22 protein-coding genes and 1 pseudogene are annotated in these 20019 nt (G+C 36.9%); 2 read left to right on the top strand and 21 right to left on the bottom strand.

Going from position 1 to position 20019, the window contains the following annotated elements; all coding sequences use genetic code 11:
* Window positions 1-2 precede the first annotated feature (2 nt).
* The 7 genes from CC204_RS18370 to tmk form a co-directional block, all read right to left on the bottom strand.
* A complete protein-coding gene (locus CC204_RS18370; protein WP_088271493.1) occupies window positions 3-1484 on the bottom strand; it encodes an SdrD B-like domain-containing protein in 1482 nt (493 codons plus the stop codon).
* Window positions 1485-1723: 239 nt separating this feature from the next.
* Complete coding sequence (gene rsmI, locus CC204_RS18365) at window positions 1724-2587, bottom strand: 16S rRNA (cytidine(1402)-2'-O)-methyltransferase (RefSeq protein ID WP_088271492.1); 864 nt, start codon at window positions 2585-2587, stop codon at window positions 1724-1726.
* Window positions 2588-2705: 118 nt separating this feature from the next.
* Window positions 2706-3062: a DNA replication initiation control protein YabA gene (locus CC204_RS18360; protein ID WP_088271491.1), complete on the bottom strand. Its 357-nt coding sequence runs from the start codon at window positions 3060-3062 to the stop codon at window positions 2706-2708.
* Entirely contained in the window at window positions 3055-3894 is an 840-nt protein-coding gene (locus tag CC204_RS18355; RefSeq protein WP_088271490.1) for a PSP1 domain-containing protein, read from the bottom strand. The genes CC204_RS18360 and CC204_RS18355 overlap by 8 nt, the downstream gene beginning before the upstream one ends.
* Window positions 3895-3908: 14 nt before the next feature.
* Window positions 3909-4859 carry a DNA polymerase III subunit delta' gene (holB, locus tag CC204_RS18350; RefSeq protein WP_088271489.1) on the bottom strand — a complete coding sequence of 317 codons (951 nt, stop codon included), beginning with the start codon at window positions 4857-4859 and terminating at the stop codon, window positions 3909-3911.
* Window position 4860: 1 nt separating this feature from the next.
* Window positions 4861-5190, bottom strand: a complete 330-nt coding sequence (locus tag CC204_RS18345; protein WP_069662228.1) for a cyclic-di-AMP receptor — start codon at window positions 5188-5190, stop codon at window positions 4861-4863.
* A 14-nt stretch (window positions 5191-5204) separates the two neighbouring features.
* On the bottom strand, window positions 5205-5849 hold the full coding sequence (gene tmk, locus CC204_RS18340) for a dTMP kinase (RefSeq protein ID WP_088271488.1): 645 nt from the start codon (window positions 5847-5849) through the stop codon (window positions 5205-5207).
* A 149-nt stretch (window positions 5850-5998) separates the two neighbouring features.
* Between tmk and CC204_RS18335 the strand changes: the two genes are divergently transcribed.
* Window positions 5999-6664, top strand: a complete 666-nt coding sequence (locus CC204_RS18335; protein ID WP_088271487.1) for an O-methyltransferase — start codon at window positions 5999-6001, stop codon at window positions 6662-6664.
* Window positions 6665-6824: 160 nt separating this feature from the next.
* Here CC204_RS18335 and CC204_RS18330 read toward each other — a convergent pair whose 3' ends face one another.
* From CC204_RS18330 to CC204_RS18280, 12 genes and pseudogenes are all read right to left on the bottom strand, one after another.
* Window positions 6825-7883: a hypothetical protein gene (locus tag CC204_RS18330; RefSeq protein WP_088271486.1), complete on the bottom strand. Its 1059-nt coding sequence runs from the start codon at window positions 7881-7883 to the stop codon at window positions 6825-6827.
* A gap of 365 nt (window positions 7884-8248) precedes the next feature.
* A pseudogene (locus CC204_RS18325) lies at window positions 8249-8442 on the bottom strand (cold-shock protein).
* A 449-nt stretch (window positions 8443-8891) separates the two neighbouring features.
* Window positions 8892-9488 carry a recombination mediator RecR gene (recR, locus tag CC204_RS18320; RefSeq protein WP_087639393.1) on the bottom strand — a complete coding sequence of 199 codons (597 nt, stop codon included), beginning with the start codon at window positions 9486-9488 and terminating at the stop codon, window positions 8892-8894.
* 428 nt (window positions 9489-9916) lie between these two features.
* The gene (locus CC204_RS18315; protein ID WP_088271484.1) at window positions 9917-10333 is read right to left on the bottom strand and encodes a DUF3969 family protein; all 417 of its coding nucleotides are present in this window, start codon (window positions 10331-10333) and stop codon (window positions 9917-9919) included.
* A 15-nt stretch (window positions 10334-10348) separates the two neighbouring features.
* The gene (locus CC204_RS18310; protein ID WP_088271483.1) at window positions 10349-10528 is read right to left on the bottom strand and encodes a hypothetical protein; all 180 of its coding nucleotides are present in this window, start codon (window positions 10526-10528) and stop codon (window positions 10349-10351) included.
* A 64-nt stretch (window positions 10529-10592) separates the two neighbouring features.
* A complete protein-coding gene (locus CC204_RS21240) occupies window positions 10593-10733 on the bottom strand; it encodes a hypothetical protein (protein ID WP_157894323.1) in 141 nt (46 codons plus the stop codon).
* Between the two features lie 51 nt (window positions 10734-10784).
* Window positions 10785-11015, bottom strand: coding sequence for a hypothetical protein (locus CC204_RS18305; RefSeq protein ID WP_088271482.1), 231 nt, complete (start codon window positions 11013-11015; stop codon window positions 10785-10787).
* Window positions 11005-11268: a DUF3958 family protein gene (locus CC204_RS18300; RefSeq protein ID WP_229677489.1), complete on the bottom strand. Its 264-nt coding sequence runs from the start codon at window positions 11266-11268 to the stop codon at window positions 11005-11007. Before CC204_RS18300 ends, CC204_RS18305 begins: the two co-directional genes overlap by 11 nt.
* A gap of 446 nt (window positions 11269-11714) precedes the next feature.
* Window positions 11715-12365: an HAD family hydrolase gene (locus CC204_RS18295; RefSeq protein WP_088271480.1), complete on the bottom strand. Its 651-nt coding sequence runs from the start codon at window positions 12363-12365 to the stop codon at window positions 11715-11717.
* A 96-nt stretch (window positions 12366-12461) separates the two neighbouring features.
* The gene (locus tag CC204_RS18290; protein WP_088271479.1) at window positions 12462-12776 is read right to left on the bottom strand and encodes a YbaB/EbfC family nucleoid-associated protein; all 315 of its coding nucleotides are present in this window, start codon (window positions 12774-12776) and stop codon (window positions 12462-12464) included.
* Between the two features lie 15 nt (window positions 12777-12791).
* Window positions 12792-14546, bottom strand: coding sequence for a DNA polymerase III subunit gamma/tau (gene dnaX / locus CC204_RS18285; RefSeq protein ID WP_088271478.1), 1755 nt, complete (start codon window positions 14544-14546; stop codon window positions 12792-12794).
* Window positions 14547-14757: 211 nt separating this feature from the next.
* Complete coding sequence (locus tag CC204_RS18280; protein ID WP_088271477.1) at window positions 14758-16251, bottom strand: helix-turn-helix domain-containing protein; 1494 nt, start codon at window positions 16249-16251, stop codon at window positions 14758-14760.
* Between the two features lie 240 nt (window positions 16252-16491).
* Here CC204_RS18280 and CC204_RS18275 point away from each other — a divergent pair, with 240 nt between their 5' ends.
* Window positions 16492-17514, top strand: coding sequence for an immunoglobulin-like domain-containing protein (locus CC204_RS18275; RefSeq protein WP_088271476.1), 1023 nt, complete (start codon window positions 16492-16494; stop codon window positions 17512-17514).
* Between the two features lie 19 nt (window positions 17515-17533).
* Here CC204_RS18275 and CC204_RS18270 read toward each other — a convergent pair whose 3' ends face one another.
* The gene (locus tag CC204_RS18270; RefSeq protein WP_088271475.1) at window positions 17534-18520 is read right to left on the bottom strand and encodes a LacI family DNA-binding transcriptional regulator; all 987 of its coding nucleotides are present in this window, start codon (window positions 18518-18520) and stop codon (window positions 17534-17536) included.
* Between the two features lie 16 nt (window positions 18521-18536).
* On the bottom strand, window positions 18537-20018 hold the full coding sequence (gene galT, locus CC204_RS18265; protein ID WP_088271474.1) for a UDP-glucose--hexose-1-phosphate uridylyltransferase: 1482 nt from the start codon (window positions 20016-20018) through the stop codon (window positions 18537-18539).
* Between the last annotated feature and the right edge of the window lies 1 nt (window position 20019).

Raw genomic sequence — 20019 nt, 5'->3', positions numbered from 1 at the left:
GATTAATTAATGATACCGATATCTTGTTTTAAACTAGCGTTTCCTGAAGTTCCTTCTATATAGTATTCACCAATGATATTCTTATCTGCTAATGCTGCTGGTTTATCTACAGTCATTGCTGTCGAACTAGTTAGGTTTTCAGGGATTCCTAGATAAAGAGCTTGGTCATAAGGTAAGTTGATCAATTTGTATTCACCGATGCTAGCTGGTGTTTTTACAGTACTCAAAACATTTCCTTTAGCATCATAAATAGTTAGATCGATCGATTGTAGTCTTTCTAATAGATCTTTTTTTCCATTTTTATTCTTATCATTAAATGCATATCCTGATAAGGTTGCATATTTTTTTATGCCAAAGAAAAACTGATTTGTACGTTTGAATTTCATACCTGTTAAATCATAACTATTCCCGAAATGATCTACTTTGACAAAGCGCATCGCAGGAATCTTTTTAAGTAACGTTTCAATTGCTCGTAACTGATTGGTCGTTTTCGTGATCACAGCAGCATTATCTTCTCCAATGATTTCATTGTAGTTGATTTTATCTACTTCATCTGCTATTTTCGGTAAGATCGATGCTAACAGATGGATATACTCATTATCTGAATTTGTATCGATATCACCCGCCGCAATCAATTCCGGATCATTCAAAATGGCCTCAAGATCGCCGCCCTGTATAATAGCCAGCAATGCATTGATCTTCGTGAGATTGTTAACCATTGATGATAAAGTCAGATCAAATGGTGAACGGATAATAATATATAGATCGGAAGTGACGTCCGGCATATTTATGATCTGACCATTTTTTGTTGTTCTAAAATAAATCGCATCTGAGAGGTCAAGATTGCCTCCTAGAGCACCCGAAAGCAATTTGGATACATCCAAACCATCAAGTTCTTTATTCTTGATAACTTCAGAAAAACGACGAACATTCAAAATGATCATTGTCTTGCCATCCATAATCGCTTCTTCCGGGTCCATTAATCCATTCCAGTTTTTATCTTCAAAAGGTAAAATTTCCAAATTCGTCACGCGCTTTTGCGGAAGATCGATTGTATATAACAACTTCAAGCGATTTGTTACATCAATTTTTGCAATTCCGCTGATTGGAAGACCAGCATCATCCAACGCACTTTGCGTAAAATCAACTGTACGATACGCTTTATCAAAATCATAACGAATATAATACTCTCCTCGTTTTAATTTCGTAAAGCTAAACACACCGACTGCATTCGTGCTAGTCGTACTAATAACCTGTTGGTCTTGTTGTGCATCAGCTAATGAACGATACAAACGAACTTCTTGTTTTGGAACTGTGATCTCAAAATTTTTCAGCTCCATCACTCCGTTTTCATTGATGTCTTGATAAACGGAACCTGTAATTGTATTGACTGGTAAATCGAGTTGAGCCGCTTCTGTTGTTTCCCCAAAAACAACAATACTCAAAACCATTAGAACTAACGCAACTATTCTTTTCTTATCCATGATTTTTCTCCTTTTTTACACTCGGCACATTTATCAAATTTTTTTATTCCTTAAAGAAAGAATACAAAACTTAATACTTACATTTTACAACAAAAGAACTAGATATTTATATCATATTTTTTTGAAAAACGATAAATATAAGAGAAAAAAACAGCCCAAAATTAAATAGTAAGTTTTGGGCTTTTTTTAAATTTAAAAAAGAAAAGAAAAATAATAACGGTACATTATTCTAAAAAAAATCAATTGATATGATATTCTTTATAAACTTCTTGTTTTTTTAAGTTTCTTTGTTTAGCGACTTCTTTGATTGCTTCTTTTGAGGATAGTCCTTCATCCATCAAAAAAGCTATGTGTTCTTTGATAGATAGGTTCAACTCTTCTTGAATATCTGTTTCTCCAGTAAAACCCTCCACTAAGAGACAGCACTCACCTTTTAATGTGTGCTCAGCTAAGTAATCTCTTAGTTCAGCCAACGTTCCTCTTAGATATTCTTCATGGAGCTTCGTCAGTTCCCGGCAGATCACAGCCTTCCGTTCTTCTCCAAAAACTTCTGCAACATGCTTCACTGTGGTTGCGATTCGGTGAGGAGATTCATAAAAAATCTGCGTTGGTCGATTTTGCTTCAACTGCTCCAGGCTCTCGATCTGTTCTTTTTTCTTTCGTGGTAAAAAACCATAAAAAGTGAATGGCTGTGGGGATAACCCAGAGGCGATCAAAGCTGTAATTCCAGCAGTTGGACCAGGAAGTGCAATGACTTTGATATCATTTTCAATACAAGCAGTCACTAATTCATGACCCGGATCACTGATGGACGGCATCCCTGCATCACTGACTTGTGCGATCGTTTCCCCTGACACTAACCGTTCGATAAACTGCGGAATCCGTTCTTTATAATTGTGTTCATGAAAACTGACCTGAGGGGTAGAAATCTCAAAATGATTCAACAATTTCTGTGTATTTCTGGTATCCTCACTTGCAATGATCGTCGCTTCTTTCAAAATCTTGATACAGCGAACACTCATATCTTCCAGATTTCCAATTGGAGTCGGCACTAAGTATAGCTGTCCTAGATTAGCTGAATCAAAACTTTTTTGCTTTTGCATACGTTCTCCTTTTACACAAAAAAGGTGGGATAAATACTTTATTCCCAGCCTCTTTGAGGACTAAAAGTGCAAAACAAATGTAGATTAGCTACTGTTTTACACTTTCCATGTCTAATTTTTATTTGTATCGTTCACCATAAATCACATCTAAACAAAAAGCACACTCTTCATCATTTTCGCGACGAGAACCATATAAAATATTACATACATGAAACCCTTCTTCATAAAGCTTTTCTAAATTCATACGAGATTTAGATAGCTCTTGTTTTGCTGGGTCTGTAAGATCATCAGGATTTTCTGAAAGCTTCGTGACTTCTTGTAAATGCTCACGCAATCGCTGGTTCTCTATCTCAAGCGTTGTATTTTTTTCGACTAACTCATGAAGTGCTTCTTTGATTTCGGATAATTGTCCTAAAGTTCCCTGCAAATCCGTTTCAAGAGAACTCAGTCCATCGTATAAAGAACGCTTATCCATTCTGATCACCTTTTTCAGCTTGTGCTTTTTCTGTTGCTTCTTTGATTTCTTCATAGTCGTATTCGACGGCCGTTTCACGTCCGACTAAACGAACTTTGATGATTCGACTTAAAAGATTCAAGCCGACTACTCGGCCTTTGCCATCTGGTGTCATGACATCTTTTCCATAGTCAGGTAATTCTTTTTTCGCTGCTTCATATTCATCATTTTCGTATTTCAAGCAGCACATCAAGCGCCCGCATAAACCAGAAATTTTTACAGGATTCAACGATAGTCCTTGATCTTTGGCCATCTTGATCGATACTGGCATAAAGTCACCTAAAAAAGTTGAACAGCATAATTGTCTGCCGCAGGGACCGATTCCACCTAAAATTTTTGCTTCATCTCTGACACCGATTTGGCGTAATTCGATCCTTGTACGAAAAATCGCAGCTAGATCTTTGACCAATTCACGAAAATCGATTCGTCCATCTGCGGTAAAATAGAAAATCATTTTGCTGCGGTCAAAAGTATATTCGACACGAATCAATTTCATCTCCAAATCATGCGCACGAATCTTCTCTTTTGCCACACTTAATGCAGCTTGTGCATCATCCACATTTTTTTGTTCTTTTTCTAGATCTGTTTCTGATGCTTTATTTAAAATGGGCTTCAATTCTTCCGGCAAATCTTCCGGATCGACTGTTTTTTTAGGTATCGCAACTGTGGCCAGCTGTTTAGACTGCTGTGACTCCACAAGAACTTTATCATTGTAAAAATACTCTGATTTTCCAGGAGCAAAATAATAGATGTGACCAGCTTCACGGAAACGAACTCCTACTACTTCTACCATTTTCTTCCTCCTATTTATGTTTTAGGGTGAATCATTCGGATCACTAATTGCTCGCAAACACTTTGCCAGCTGACATTTGCTTCCCATTTTTGGCGTGCTTTTAAAATCAGCTCGATTCGTTGCGCCTGTTGTTCGATCACACGTTTGAGCTGTTCTTGAGAGACACTGTCAGTGAGCTGTTTACGGTAAAAAGCAAGTAGTACATCAAAACTCAATGCTTGCTGTTCTTTTTCTTTAAAGACTTTGATCATCTTTTTTTGAACATATACAAAGGCCTGCAGATCATCTTTGATCAAATAATCAAACCATTGCTGCATAACTTCCCTAGCTTCATTAAACCATTCATCCTTGGATAATTCAACTGCTTTGTCAAAACTATTTGTTAGTTCTGCTAAAATAGCTGCACTATTTTTACTGATGCCAGTTTCTGTCAGAGCATGAATCAATTTTTCTTTTACAAGTGGCTGAAAATGCAGTACCTGACAACGCGACTGAATGGTTGGTAAAATTTTTGCTAATGAATTTGTTTCCAAAATCGCCAAGATTTTTCCTTCCGGCTCTTCCAAAAATTTCAACAAACTATTCGCTGCTCCAATGCTCATTTTATCTGCCTGCTCGATCAAGAAAACCTTTTGCGCTGTTTCCACACCACTTTTACTGAACTCTGCTTTTAATGCTCTGATCTGATCGACCTTGATCGTTTGACCATCTGGGGCTACGCGCAACACATCAGGATGTTCATTGTCATTGATCCTCAAACAGTTGTTGCACTGGTTACAAGGAGTATTATCTATCAAATTGGTACAAAAAACATGCTTCGCCATCCACAACCCGAAATCTTTTTTACCAGTTCCTGTATCCCCTTCAAAAAGATAAGCATGGGCAAGACGACCATGCTCAAAGCTTTTTTGAAGTTGTTGGTAAAGCAACGGCTGCTGCTCACTTAAGTATTGTGCTTCATTCATCTTAATATTGGTGGAATCCTTCTACTGGGAGTACAAAGACTGTTGCTCCTCCAACCTCGACCTCTACAGGATAAGGTACTTGACCATCCATCGTAATATCCAATGTCACTGGTGTTGACACATATTGTTTACGAGACTGGCAGGTTTGTTTGATCAACTCTAATGCTTCTTCTACACGTTCATCATCGATACCAACGATAAACGTGCTATTTCCAGCTTTCAAAAAGCCTCCGGTCGACGACAACTTCGTTGCACGAATATTTGCATCGATAAACTCATTGGCTAAACGGTTACTGTCTTTGTCTTGGACAATCGCTAAAATAATTTTCATAGTCAAACACCTTCCTAAATTCTAAAATATTCTGGGTAACGAGTTACAATTGCCTGGAATGTTGCTTCAACAACATTTTCTAAGCTCATTCTAGCATCGATCTTGGTGATTCTCTGCGGATTTTCTTCAACTAACTTCAAGTATTCGTGACGCACCCGTTGATGAAATTCCAATCCCTCAGAATCCAATCGATCGATCTGCTGTTGACGGTTATTCCTGATTCGGTTCAAGCCCGTATCAGAATCGACATCCAAATAAATCGTAAAATCAGGCACTGTTCCTTCGATCGCAAACTCATTGATCGAGGCAATGGCTTCAACGCCAATACGGCGGCCAGCTCCTTGATAAGCTAATGAACTGTCTACAAACCTGTCGCATAAAACGATCTTGCCAGCTTCAAGGGCAGGCAACACTTTTTCCATCAGATGTTGACGTCTAGCAGCAGCGTAAAGCAACGCTTCTGTTCGTTCATCCATCTCTTGATTCTTTGGATCTAAAATGATTTTGCGGATCTTCTCAGAAATAGGAATGCCGCCTGGTTCTCTTGTTTTGATGATACTTTTTTCTGCTGCCAAATCCAATCTTGGATATAGTTCATTCAAGACACTTGTTTTTCCAGCGCCATCTGGTCCTTCGATCGTTATAAAAATACCTTGCACTTTACTAATCCCCTAACTTACTTTGATTCCTTCTACCTATTATACTTTATCTATCACAATCAGTCTAATTGAATTGTCCGAGATGAATAGACTTTCATTTATTTACTTTCATGATACACTGATGCTATAAAGAAAAAGGAGTGAATCCATTGGAACATTTATTTTCTGAAGTAGATGCTTATTTTAGTGAAAAACTAGTAGGAAATGACCCACTTTTTGACAAACTTCTACAAAATAATGAAAAGTACGGATTACCGCCGCACGATGTTTCTCCCAGTCAAGGAAAATTTCTTTATCTTCTTGCAAAAATCAAAGGTGCTAAACGGATTTTAGAAATCGGTACACTTGGAGGATATAGTAGCTTATGGTTTGCTAAAGCTCTTGACTCCGATGGTCAACTCATCTCTCTTGAATTTGACAGTAAACACGCGGCTGTTGCCAAAGAAAATTTAACAGCGGCAAATGTTTCTGACCAAGTAACGATTCTAGTTGGCGCAGCTGCAGAAAGCCTAAAGCACATGGTACTGTCTGAAACAGCTCCGTTCGATTTGATCTTCATCGATGCGGATAAAGAAAATAACTCTGTCTACTTAGAATATGCACTGAAATTAGCTAAACCAGGAACAATTATTATCGGTGATAATGTCGTACGCGATGGTGCTGTTCTAGTCGCAAATAGCACAGACGGACGGGTACAGGGTGTACGGTCATTCGTCGATGATCTTGCTGCTCATCCTAAATTGAGCTCAATAGCTATAGAAACTGTAGGGGTTAAAGGATATGATGGTTTTACGATCAGTATTGTTGAATTTTGATAGTCTAATTTCAAGAAAAATGAGCACACATAATTTACACATTAAAATTAGGTCAAAATCAAACTTTTAATAAAAAACCTCCAGACTCAAATCACGCGGATTAGTATCTGGAGGTTCAGTTTTGATTTCTGTTATATTTTTCCTAAACTATTTTTATTAATCACAGTTTACTTTCTGTCTCTGGATTTTTTACTAAATTAGCGCCCCACATACCCGCAAAAGAAGTAATAACCATTCCAAGGACCATAGCTATAAAACTCCAAACAGAAGCTTTTGCCACCGTATTTGAAGCATCTTCTGCTTTTTCTCTCGCTTCTTTGATCGTTTCATCCAAATCATCTTTAGCTTTTTCAAGATTAGTTTGGGCTGTTTCAATTTGTTTTTGCGCTTCGTCAGAGGCTTTTTGCAATTCATTATAAATGTTCTCTGTTGCTTGATCAGCTTCTTCTTTTGAAAGTTCCGTATTTGCTGACACAGCATTCGCAATCGCTTCACGATCAACAGAATCACCTATATTTTTTGCTCTTTCTTTTAGAGAGTTCCCAGTATCTTTAAAGATTTTATCAGCATTTTCTGGATCTTTTACTAATTCTTTGCCCGCATCTGTAATTTCATTAGTTGCTTCTTTCATTTGATCTTGTAAATAGTTTGGTTGTAGTTCAGGAACATCAGTGTCGGACAATACTTTTTTTACTTGAGATTGAAGTTCATCTGTATTCACTGACTGAACATTCTCTGTAACTTTATCGAAAGATTTACTAATTGTATCTGCAGTTCCAGACGCTACTGTCTGTATACCACTTCCTGTTGCTGAGACGATATCTCCAAATAAAGATCCTACTGCCGAAAAAGCTCCAATTGCTGTATACGAAAGAATAGCTACTAAAACTAAAACACTCGTTGCCCAAGTTAGAAAACCATGGAGTAATCCTATTCTTCGCGCTGCTACTCCGGCAATAAAGCCACTACAAAATAAAGCTAAAATAAACGTTACAACTGTCCAAATTGTCAATCCAGTACCTACACCATCCAATGGATTATCAGAGGTTGGCTTAACTATACCAAAACCAATTGCTGAACCAATCAAACTTAATGTAATAAAGATTGCAAAGAATGAAACTAAACCAGCTAAGATTGCTCCCCAAGAAATATTTACGCCCGCGCCTTCATCAGGTGCCAAATAAGATACAAGTCCTCTTTTTCTTGTGTTCTTTTCCATAATTTCCATCCTTTCATAAAATATTCAAATCATTTGTACAATTATTACTATAAAGGCTAAAATTATTTGGTACAAATGATACGATTATCTATAAGAGAATACTCATAAAAAATAGAAAAGAGCTATATATATTTTTTTCGCTTGCATTCACCTTCCCACGATAAAATGTGTCATTTAAAAAAATTATGTATCAGATTTCAATCGCTTTACTGAATCGAAAAATTGAAATTCAACCTGAAATGGTGCGCAACAATCACAAATTCTTTCATCTAAACTTTACTAATGATCTTTATCTATTATCCAAATCCCATTTATTATTTTACTCTCAGTAAAAAAAGCCACAATAACTTGTGACACCTAACTAATTATGCTTTATGGATGTTAATAGCTTGTGTCCACGTTGATTCTCTTCAGTATCAAAAGTTACCGCTTGCCTTTCGTCTAGTGATTTAAATCCACTTGCTTGAATAGCTGAAAAGTAAGCAGACACATCTTGACTATCTTCTCCTGTGATAAAACCAAAATCTTTGTCTGCATATTTTCGAACTGCTAGTTTCACACCAAAAACAATTGTTTTTAGTGCTCACATATTTAAGAAAAACTGACACGCTTTTTTGTGTCAGCTTTATTGTTGTTCAAATTATGATAATAACTTGGACTAGCCTAATATCTTGTTTGTTGTTGCTTGATTTTATTCAAACAATATTTTTGAAAAGTAGAGATTTAGCCAGGTTCCCTAATAATTAAAAGAAGAGGTTGGGTATAGAAGTCACTTATGTTCAAGCAATTGGAGTAATAACCGAATCATATGCTTTTTGTATTGCTCAGTTATTGCAAAATTGCCAAAGAACCTGCCTTTTGGTCACCGTTTATCACATGTTAAAGAGAGCGGAACAAAACTAACAATCAATTTTGTTTCGCTCTCTAAATCAGAATAAATGGCAAGAAAATAGTAGTTCCTTCTTATTTCTCGGCGCTAAATACGTTGGTCTCAGCCTCTCTTCTTTTTTACAATTCTCGTCTTCCTTCGACTGCTTTTAATAGGGTCACTTCATCTGCATACTCAATATCACTGCCCACAGATAATCCATGTGCCAAACGAGTGACAGTAATTCCAGCAGGCTTGATCAAACGGGAAAGATACATGGCTGTAGCTTCTCCCTCTGTCGTCGCATTCGTTGCAATAATGACTTCTTTGACTTCATCATCATGTAAACGCTGGATCAATGGCGCAATGTTGATATCTTCTGGTCCAGTTCCTTCCATCGGTGATAAAACCCCATGTAAAACATGATACAATCCGTGATACTCACGCATTTTTTCCATCGCCATGACATCTTTGGGCTCTTCAACTACCAAAATAATACTGCGGTCACGCGTTTTATCCTGACAAATCTCACAAGGATCTTCTTCTGTGATATTTCCGCAAATACTACAAAAATGCAAATCACGCTTCACACTGATCAACGCCTTGGCAAACGCATTGACATCTTCTTCTTTCATATCGAGTGTATAAAAAGCTAAACGGACAGCCGTTTTTTGACCGATTCCGGGTAATTTCATGTAACTTTCAACTAGTTTGGCAATGGGTTCGGGATAATGCATATTACTTTATACTTCCTTTCATGTCAGGTGTTTATAGCATCTACAAAGTTAGGTGGTAACAAAAACGGTAATAACGTTTATTTTAAAATTAATAAGAATCAAGAATATCACTTTCATATTTAGGAAGCTATCTAAATAATCACTTATTGATTTATATTCTTTTATGTAGCTTTTTTCTACATTATTTTTCAGAACGTTTATTGTACCATCTTTTTACCACAATTTCTCAATTACTTTTTACTAATGACTTCCCTTTATTTTTTCATAATTTCCATTTTAACATATTCTGCTAAGTATGATTAGTCAATACTATTGTAATGAGAAATTTGATCTATATTTTCTGTTTATCTTAAATAATGATGAATTCAAATATAGTATCACACTTTACTAATGATAAAAGTATACCTAAATATAAATTTTACTTATCTCTATTCTATCGCGTCCACAATTTCATCTCTTGAACCACCTTCATCTATCCACGGATAAACAGCGCTCAAAGTCAATTTTTCTGGACGTTTATTCAAAGCTAAAACTTTTTCAGCCTTTATTTTTACCTTTTCTATCTCTTTATTTAAATCTTCTTTTGTAAAAAATACTGGAATTGCTAATTCGACTTCATCCAATTGACAAGTTAGTTTCACCACTTCCAATACAGGCTCAGATAGTTTTTTCTCTTCAAGTACTCCTTTTGTGTAATAATTAAAGAAATATCTGGTAGCATCATCAAAAGTAATCAGATCGTTCAATAACGCATCACAAATTCCTATAATATTAATTAGCACAAACCTCTCTATTTCATTTGTATATTTCACTTGAACATTTAATGTATCTTTGCTGACTTCCATATCTATTTACCTCCTTTATTTTCCTCTATAACTCCACTGTGGTTTAGTTTTCACATTAAATACTTTTCCTGACTTACTTTCAAAATAATGAACAGAGATTTTTTTTCCTGACTTGTCATATCCATTTTTATATATTTTTTTCCATTCCCCAGGTTCTATCTTACGTAACTGATCTAATAAAGGACCATTATTCATTTAAATGCCAACAATTTTTGTAGCTGTTCTTCTAGTTTTTGTTTTGTTGCACTATACATGCCGATCAACGCTGCATTCCCAATAACTGAAATGCTTTGGTTGCATCTGGTGTTTTGGACAAATGTAATTCTCTACGAATATTTTCCGCCTGACTCAATAATTGATCTGCTTTACGAATATTTTCTTCCAATTCTGATTGTTTCAAATCGCCACTATCCACTTGAGAAATATATTCTTCTGGAAATTTCTTAACGGCTTACTCAACAGCTTCTGATAATAATATGCCACCTTGTGTTAACGGATATAACACCATATTAAAATAAGCTTTAGCCGAATCATACGCTTTCCCCGTCAAGAAAGAACTTGTGACCACAAAGTCAGTGATCGCTTTTTGCAATTCTTGATAACCTTCTGTTTGTGCCTTACACATTGAATACACACTAGAAGCTTGACTTTGAGACGATGATACATACATATCAACACTCATTCGTGTCCTCCTCTGCTAATAATTTTCTCTTTTCATATTCGATATCCTCTAGTAGGCCTATTACTCTCTTCTTTTGATCATGGAGTTCTGTTTCATCTATTTCTAAATGTTCTAGTATTTGTTTTGTTTTTTTAGAATATTCATCCATCAACGATTGATAAAATGTACCTTGCTCGTTTTTATGAAATAGATAGCATAGATTATCTAAAAAATGACGTGCTTCATGAAAGTGTTGTTCATAGCTTTCTTTTATTTGCCTTACTTGCTTTTCCTCATTCGTAATCGTTCCTTCTATTTAAAATAACAACTATGTAGTATGTTCATTTCTGCAATTTTTCCATCCTTTACTTTAAATAATACATTTTATCCTGTTGGATCGATCAAAGTAATTAAACTCTAATTAAAAAGAGAAATCTTATTATCACTACGATGTGAATTAACAAAATTTCTCTTTTTGCATTTATTTTTATAATTAGCAGAAGTAATATCCCTAAAGTAAATACGCTATTGGCTATGAAAAAAATATCTCTTTGTTTTTCATTTAAATCAGCTAGCGTATTTCCTTTTCAAATTGAGGCAACTGTTTTTTGAAAAACGATAAATCTCTTTCTCTAAAATTATTTGAAGGTAGTTGATCAATGACAAGATTGAAGGTGAATTGTCATACTGGAAGAATTCAGTTATATTTCATGATCTATTTTAGATTATCCAAGACAGAAGTTCTTTCGGTTCATCGATCAATACATTTGGCTGTTCTTTCGCCAATTCTTCCTTCGCGTGACTGCCCCATGTCACCCCACAAGTTTCTACTTTTGCCGCTCTCCCCATTTGAAGATCAAATATTGCGTCTCCTACCATCAAAACTTTAGCTGGATCTAACTGATGCTTTTTCAGTAGATAATGAATGCCTTCTGGATCGGGTTTGTAATTAGAAACTTTGTCGGAACCCACCACTTCTTCAAAATAGGCATCAATCTCTAAGGATTCTAAATTTCTTTGCAGTACATCTGTTTTTTTGCTTGATAATACAAACATTACTATTTTACGAGCCTTCAATCCTACTAATAACTCTTTGATCCCTGGAAAAATAACGAGATATTGCTCTTCATATTCTTTATAATACGTTCGAAATAAACCGAGCAATTCGTCAAATTCAACCGATGAAAGTGCTCTGTTCGACATTTCTTTAAATGATTTTTCAATTGGGATGCCCATGTAATATTCAATCGTTTCTTTTTTAGGAATAGCTAGCGACATTTTTTTAAATGCTTCTTCTGTTGCTTTAAATCCGCATTCTTTTGAGTCTCCTAAGGTTCCATCAAAATCAAAAATCACATATTCAATCTTCATTTCCAAACACTCCTTTTATACATAAAATAAACATTATCTAGACAAAAAAACGCAGAACCATGCAGCTATGCGGTTGGCTCTACGCTTTTATTTCGTTTAAAATCCTGGTAACCCTTTAGTGTATTTACCCATTGTTGCTTCTGATTCCTTGTCAACTTTAGCTAAAGCATCATTGACTGCCATGATCACAAGATCTTGAAGCATATCGATATCTTCTGGATCTACAACGTCTTCTTTAATAGAAATGTCTTTCATTTTGCGGTCACCAGTGAACGTTGCTGTGACTAATTCATTGGTTGATGCACCAGTAAATTCTTTTTCGTTTAGTTCAGACTGTGCTTTTTCCATGTCCTTTTGCATTTTTTGGACTTGTTTCATCATTCCTTGCATATTGCCCATGCCTCGCATCATATTTATCGTCTCCTCTTAATCATTTATTACTTCAACGAGCTCTGAGCCGAAAATGGCAATCGCTTCGTCTACTACTTGATTGTTCACTTCTTGTGGTAATTCTTCTTCATCTGTTAGTAAATGAGTGCTTTCACTTGCCGCATCTTGTTCATTTGTTGCCTGTTCATTACCTAGATCTTTGTTTTGACTAATGAATGATTGTCGTAGTTTTGGCCAGCTTTCTTTCGTGATGCAAACCATCTCCGGTGCATAATTCGCTAAGCGGCTAAGATTATTATGAAGAGCTAATTGCAATTCTTCATCTTCCATCGCACGTCCGCAGACGATTTCATACTCAAAAGCAACTACTAGGCCTTTAGGTCCTGCGGCAACTGGTTCACTAGCTTTCAGCATTGCGCGTTGTGTCACCGACATCATCTGTAATAGATCGTCCCAGACATTTTTAACATTCATCAAATGATCTTTTGTTGCCTCATTCAAGACTTTATAAACCATTTCTGTTGGAATTCTCAAGGTACTCTTACTGCTTGTCGCGCGAGTTGTTTTAACAGGCTCAGCTTCTTTAGCCGCAACGCCATTTTTTTTCAAATCAATCAGTTCTTTTTGCAGCTGCTCGATTTGTTGTTGCAATGCGCTGATATCTTCTGTTGCTGCCTGTGGAGCAGTTTCGTTTGTCATCATGGCAGGCTTAACTGATTTTGCCAGTTTGACCGTTGCGACTTCTAAATAGATATTTGCATTATTTGTAAAGCGAATATCGTTTTGAGTTTCACTTAGAATTTGGATCATTTGGTAAATTTTTTCAGCATTCGTTTGTCCCGCCAGCTCTTTAAACTGATCCGTCAGATTTCCGACTTTTTCCGCCAAGAGCTTTGGTGCTTGCTGGAACATCAATAAATCACGGCAATATAATAGTAGATCTTCTAAAAAGCGTCTGGCTTCTTTTCCTGAACCCAGAATACTTTCTAACGTTTCCAACGCCTTTTCGACATCACCCGCCGTACAGCTTGAAATGTACTGATCCATCATTTCATACGTCAAACTACCTGTGACCTGCATCGCATCTGTCAGCGTGACCTTTTCGTCACTAAAAGAAATCGTCTGATCTAAAATACTCAATGCATCCCGCATCCCGCCTTCGGCTGCGCGACCGATCACGTACAAGGCTTGTTCTTCAAAAGCAACATTGATCTGTTTTAAAATGTACGCCATGTGATCGACAATATCTTGTGTTCCAATACGTTTAAAATCAAAACGTTGCGTTCTAGAGATGATCGTTAACGGAATCTTATGTGGTTCTGTCGTCGCTAAAATGAAAATAACATTTTGCGGTGGTTCTTCCAAGGTCTTTAAAAGTGCATTAAAGGCTCCAGTTGACAGCATATGGACTTCATCGATGATATAGACTTTATATTCTGCTTGTGTCGGCGCATATTTGGCCTTGTCACGAATATCACGAATTTCTTCAACCCCATTATTACTGGCTGCATCGATTTCAATAACATCATTCAAACGGCCTTCAGTGATTGCGATACATGTTTCACATTCATTACATGGTTCACCATCTACACTATGCTTACAGTTGATAGCTTTTGCAAAAATTTTCGCCGCACTAGTTTTTCCTGTTCCTCTGGGGCCGGTAAATAAATAGGCATGTGAGGTTTTCTTTTGCACAATGGCATTTTTTAATGTTTGAGTAATTGCTTTTTGTCCTACCACATCATCAAAGCGCTGTGAACGCCAGACACGATACAAAGCTTGATAAGCCATGATTTACCCCTCCCTCGAAATTTCACTAGTTACTATTATACGTGATTTTGACAGATAAGGCATTAAAAAAATGTTAAAGGTGAGATAGTTTTCCTCCGTCTTGCTCTAGAGCCTTTTGTTTCTACTCTTAAACCAATCTATCTGCCAAGACCATTTCCAAATAAGTAATTAACAAACACACGTTATTTTAAAGTCAAAAAAATAATCGTTCTCATGAATTCAAATACTGTACATCTTTAGGTAGTACTAATCTTTTCCTATCAATGAAACTTCTCAGATCCATAATATTTTTAAAGGACGGAATATCCTCTACGATCATATTGACTCCCTCATTTATATGAGACAGCGCATAATTCGAAATATACAAATCAAACGTATTGTCTTGTGTTTGGGGCGGCTGATCATAGTAGTGATATTCTTGAATCGTCATTGCGATTTTATCGCGAAAATTATCGTGTAAAATCGAGCCTAACAGCTTTGCATGATCTTTCCCCAGGTCACTAAGAACCAAAACAGAAACTTGATGACGTTTTGCATCAGACTGCTCTGTCAGCTGATCCCAGCGAATCGATATTTCATGCAGCATTTCGTTAAAATACATTGACTCCCAAGGAAATTTGGTCTTTTTCTCCAGGTCACTCAGTGCTTTTGTTACTACAGCGCCTAAAACCACATAAGTCTGTCTAATTATTTTGCTGGAATATAAAAAACGATCATACACCATATATTTTTTATAGGGAAACATTTTATGTTTTGCATAAATATGTTCAACTAAATTGACGATACTTGCTCTACTCACGGCTGAAATTTCAATCTTCAATGCCTCTTTGATCGTATCGACCAAATCATTCCCTTGATTGAGTATTTTTTCTTTTTCCTGTAAATTATCCCAACCAAAATCCCACCAAAAAATCGAATAACAAAAATCTTCATACCAATTCTCTGGTAAAACGATCTCTAAGGGCGTTAAGATTGCTTCGACATCCTTCTGATACTTTTTGATATCGATCATTTTTTTGACAAAACTATTGATGGGATCTCTTCTATTCTTAATCAAAAACCCCTGAGATTCACGGATGATCGTTACTGCAATCGAGTTGACCAAATGAACAAGCTGCCCATCATTCAATTCTAAATCAAATTTAGCAACTATTTTATCTGCGAGAGTAAATATTTTTGCTCGATCAAACGGGAAAGGCCAGTCTCTGGTTCCATAAACTTCTATGAAATAAGAGGTAAAAAAGTAACGAACTTTTCGTTCATCTTTCCCATAAACATAATATGGCGAACGACTCATGTTGATTTTTCGATCTTTCAATGCATATAATATCGAATTCGACAGACGGTACAAACTGGAATTACTTAAATAAAATTTTTCCTCCCAATAAGCTGCAGATTGGTTTGGTTGAAAGAAAATCGCTTCTAGTAATGTAAACGCATTAGATTCTTTGATGATTTCTATATAGATGTCATGTATGGAGTGATATGGAGATGTAATCAAACGAATACCATATTTTCTTGAAACTTCTAATGTAAAATAATCCGACCAACGATCCTCTATGTACTGACAATCCAGCATAACTGTTTTTTTGGAGCAATCAATTTTTTCAGCCAACTCTTCTGAGGTGACCCATCCATTTGGTTCATCTAATAAATTCAATAACAGAACTCTACGATGCATTGCTGGTGACAATAATCTTTCCATTTTCCCCCCTCTTTTCAATTTAATGTACATTTCTTCAAATTTTTCCAATGATAAGGAATATTTTGAAGAAATCCTTATATAGCAATAAGTATAGCATTATTTTGCTCTTTTTTGAATGGTTTGAAAGCGCAACTCAATTGGATTATTCAAAAGCAGCTTTTATTATATAAATGTAAAAACGAGGATTTAAAATTTATCGATAAATGGAAAATCTCACCACTTTTTTTGGAGGGATTAGACATGAAAAAAAACACAATAAAACAAACGATCATCGCTGGTTTCATCACTATTTTAGGTGTAGCCTTATTTATCGGCGGCTACATTTGGACAGATACTATCAGTAGAGCAAGCACTCCGGAACCTTCATCTAAGACAAAAAAAATCCACCTTATAAAAAATGTACCAACAGTCCAGGATATGAAGAAATTAGTCCCAACCCCTAAGAAAAAACAAATAAAAGAAAAAATAGTGGCAGTCAATGTTAAAAAAGATACGATTGCCCCCTTGATCGATGTCCCTGAAGCAACAGTCGAACAAGACGCGCAAATCAATATTTATGATGGTGTTAGCGCAACCGACAATCATGATGGTGATCTTACAACCAAAGTGTCAGCAGAAAATACGTTAGATACTTCAATTATCGGTGATCAAACCGTTCACTTTTCTGTTACAGATCAACATGGAAACACCGACCATGCTGATCGACTCTATCATATCGTTGCTAAAAACGAACCAATCGCTGTAACACCAGCTCCTGTTGAGGACACTGCGATCACCCCAACTCCTGAAGCACAAGCAACGTCAGCTGTTTCCACAGCAACATCCGAACCAGTGGCAGCTCCAGCTTATGCACCTATGACTTTGACCATGAATGGACAAACGATTCCTTATCAAAACGGCGGACAGGGCAGTGGTCAAAGTATCATTGACTCAAATCCCGGCGGTGTTGCATCAACTTGGGGCGGATCAGCTGTTCAATCAGGAGATGACGGGCAAAACACCCACTTCATCGGACACAATCCTGGAATCTTTTCTAATGTATTTTCTTTAGGAGTAGGCAGCCAAATCGTTGTTACCGATGCGAATGGCACACCAACAACTTATACGGTACAAACCTTATTGCAGCTTGATGATTATGGCAACGAAGTTGGTACTGGAACAAGCTACTGGGATTTCACCGTTGGAACTGGTGGTGGCGAACGAATCACGCTACAAAGCTGTATCAATGATGATGTGAATTTGTTTGTCATTGCTTATAAATAAGAAAGAGCATCTATGGGTATTACCTCGTAGATGCTCTTTCGATTAATTCAGTGGCAACTGTGATCTTTCTTGCCACCGGTGCTGCTTCTTCTATGATGGAAAAAATAGTTTCTACTGCCAGTTCACCCATCCATTCAGTATAGATTTTCACTGTAGTCAATGCTGGACTCACATATTTTGCTACACTGATGTCATTGAAACCAATCAGTGAAATATCTTCCGGTACTCGATAGCCCAATTCCTGAATCGCTTTTAAAGCACCTACTGCTAGCGCATCACTTGAAGCGAAAAATGCAGAAGGATACTCTTTTGGATGCTGTTTTAGGTACTCTTTCATCACTTGATAACCACTGTTGACGGTAAATTGTGCTTTCAAGATATACGCTTCATTCAACAATTGTTTAGGTGCTAACATTTCTTTAAAGATCGTCAGTCGTTTATCCTCTAAAGGAGTCAAACAACCTTTTGTTCGTTCTTCGCCAGATAAAATACCGATTTCTTGATGTCCCTGCTGAATCAAATAATTCAAAACGGTTGATACACTTTGCTGAAAATCGACGACAAGTGAGTTATAGCCCCAATCCAACGCATCAAAATCAACAAATAGCAAGTTGTTGTTTAGTTCAAATAAGGCATCTGCCTGTTCTTGATCAAACTTACCCAACGCTAAAATACCATCAACCGCTTCATCATTCAGCTCTTCCATTGAACACTTGATCAACTCTATCCCCAGTTCCTCTGCTTTTTTTTCGATGCCTAAACGAATCGAAAGGTAATAGATATCTTCCAACTCTTCAGCCTCGTCGTACCACTGAACAAATAGAAGCTTAGCCTTCGCTTTTTTACCCGCTTTTTTATGCTTGGTGTAATTTAATTTTTCTGCCGCTTCAAAGATTTTCTGTTTGGTTTCAAGGCCTACTGAAAGCATCGGATCATAATTTAACACTCTAGACACTGTCGCTGGTGAAACGTTCGCTAACTGTGCGATATCTTTGATCGTTGCCATGTTCTCACCTGCTTTCCTACAACGTCTCAATGAATTGTTTAAAAGCAGCCTGCCCCTCTGGTGTACGCTTATACACACCCGCATCTGCTAAAACACGAGCAAAAATTTGTCCGACTTCTTTTTGAATGATTTCTTTCGTATTCTGATCATCGAACGTATATTTTGTTTTCATTTGGTCTGCCCATTCTGTATGATACTCAGCGATTTTGTTGTCTTTTCCAAGAACATATCGCTCTACTTCATGTAGTTCTTCATTCAAACGCGGAGGTAAAACTGCCAGTCCCATTACTTCGATCAAACCGATATTTTCTTTTTTGATATGCTGCACATCTTTATGAGGGTGAAAAATACCATCTGGATGCTTAGCTGATACATTGTTATCACGTAAAACCAAGTCCAATTCAAACAAGGGACCTTTACGTCTAGCAATTGGTGTGATCGTATGGTGAGGGGTGCCATCCTCTGAAAAAGCTTGAATCGATACACGTTCATCAGAATAATGACGCCATTTTTCTAAAATATAGGCTGCTGCTTCGATCAACTCTTCCACGTTTGGACTTTGTAAACGAATCACAGACATTGGCCATTTCACGATACCAGCATTCATCAATGGAAATTCTTTTAGTTCAAAATAGTATTCGATATCTGCTTTTTCCATCGGGAACACGTGACGACCGGCTTGATAATGATCATGACTTAAAATCGAACCACCAACGATCGGCAAATCGGCATTCGAGCCAACAAAATAGTGTGGCAACACTTCTGTGATTTTTAGCAAACGACGAAAAGTGTCTTTTGAAATCACCATTGGTCGATGTTCTTCGGATAATATGATCGAATGCTCATTATAATATGCGTATGGAGAATATTGAAATCCCCAGCTCTCTCCGTCAAGGTTCATCCGAATAATGCGATGATTCGTTCTTGCCGGATGATCGATACGTCCTTTATAGCCTTCATTTTCCATACACAATAAGCATTTAGGATAATCAACTTTTGCTGCTTGGCGTTCTGCGGCAATTTGTTTTGGATCTTTTTCTGGTCGAGACAAATTGATCGTGATTTCAAGATCGCCATATTCTGTTTTGGCTGGAAAAAGAATATTCTTAGCGATCGCGCGTGTTTTGATGTAGTCATTTTCCTTACTCAATTTATAAAAATAATCAGTTGCTGCTGCAGGATCTTTTTCGTAATGCTGAGCAAAAAGGGCATTGACGACAGATGGCGGCGGTGTCAGAAAATCCATTAGTTGTGCTTCAAAGATCTCCCGTGCAGAAGCTTCGTCTTCTACGGCTCCATTTTTTACTGCTTCGCTTACTAATTCATCCAGTAATTCTAATGAGCTTTTACTAACCACTTGAGGAGCAACAGTCTCTATAGACTCTGCTCCGATCATTCCGAGAATTCGATTTTGTAAATATAATCGATCAAGTTCCATCCAACCGCCTGCCTGGATCGCAAGTGTTACAAAGTCGGTAATCGTTTGACTCATCGACATC

Origin of the sequence: Enterococcus wangshanyuanii (assembly GCF_002197645.1) — a bacterium.
Taxonomy (GTDB): domain Bacteria; phylum Bacillota; class Bacilli; order Lactobacillales; family Enterococcaceae; genus Enterococcus_L; species Enterococcus_L wangshanyuanii.
Note: the sequence above shows the minus strand (reverse complement) of the source record. Positions and strands in the feature narration are given on the sequence as shown.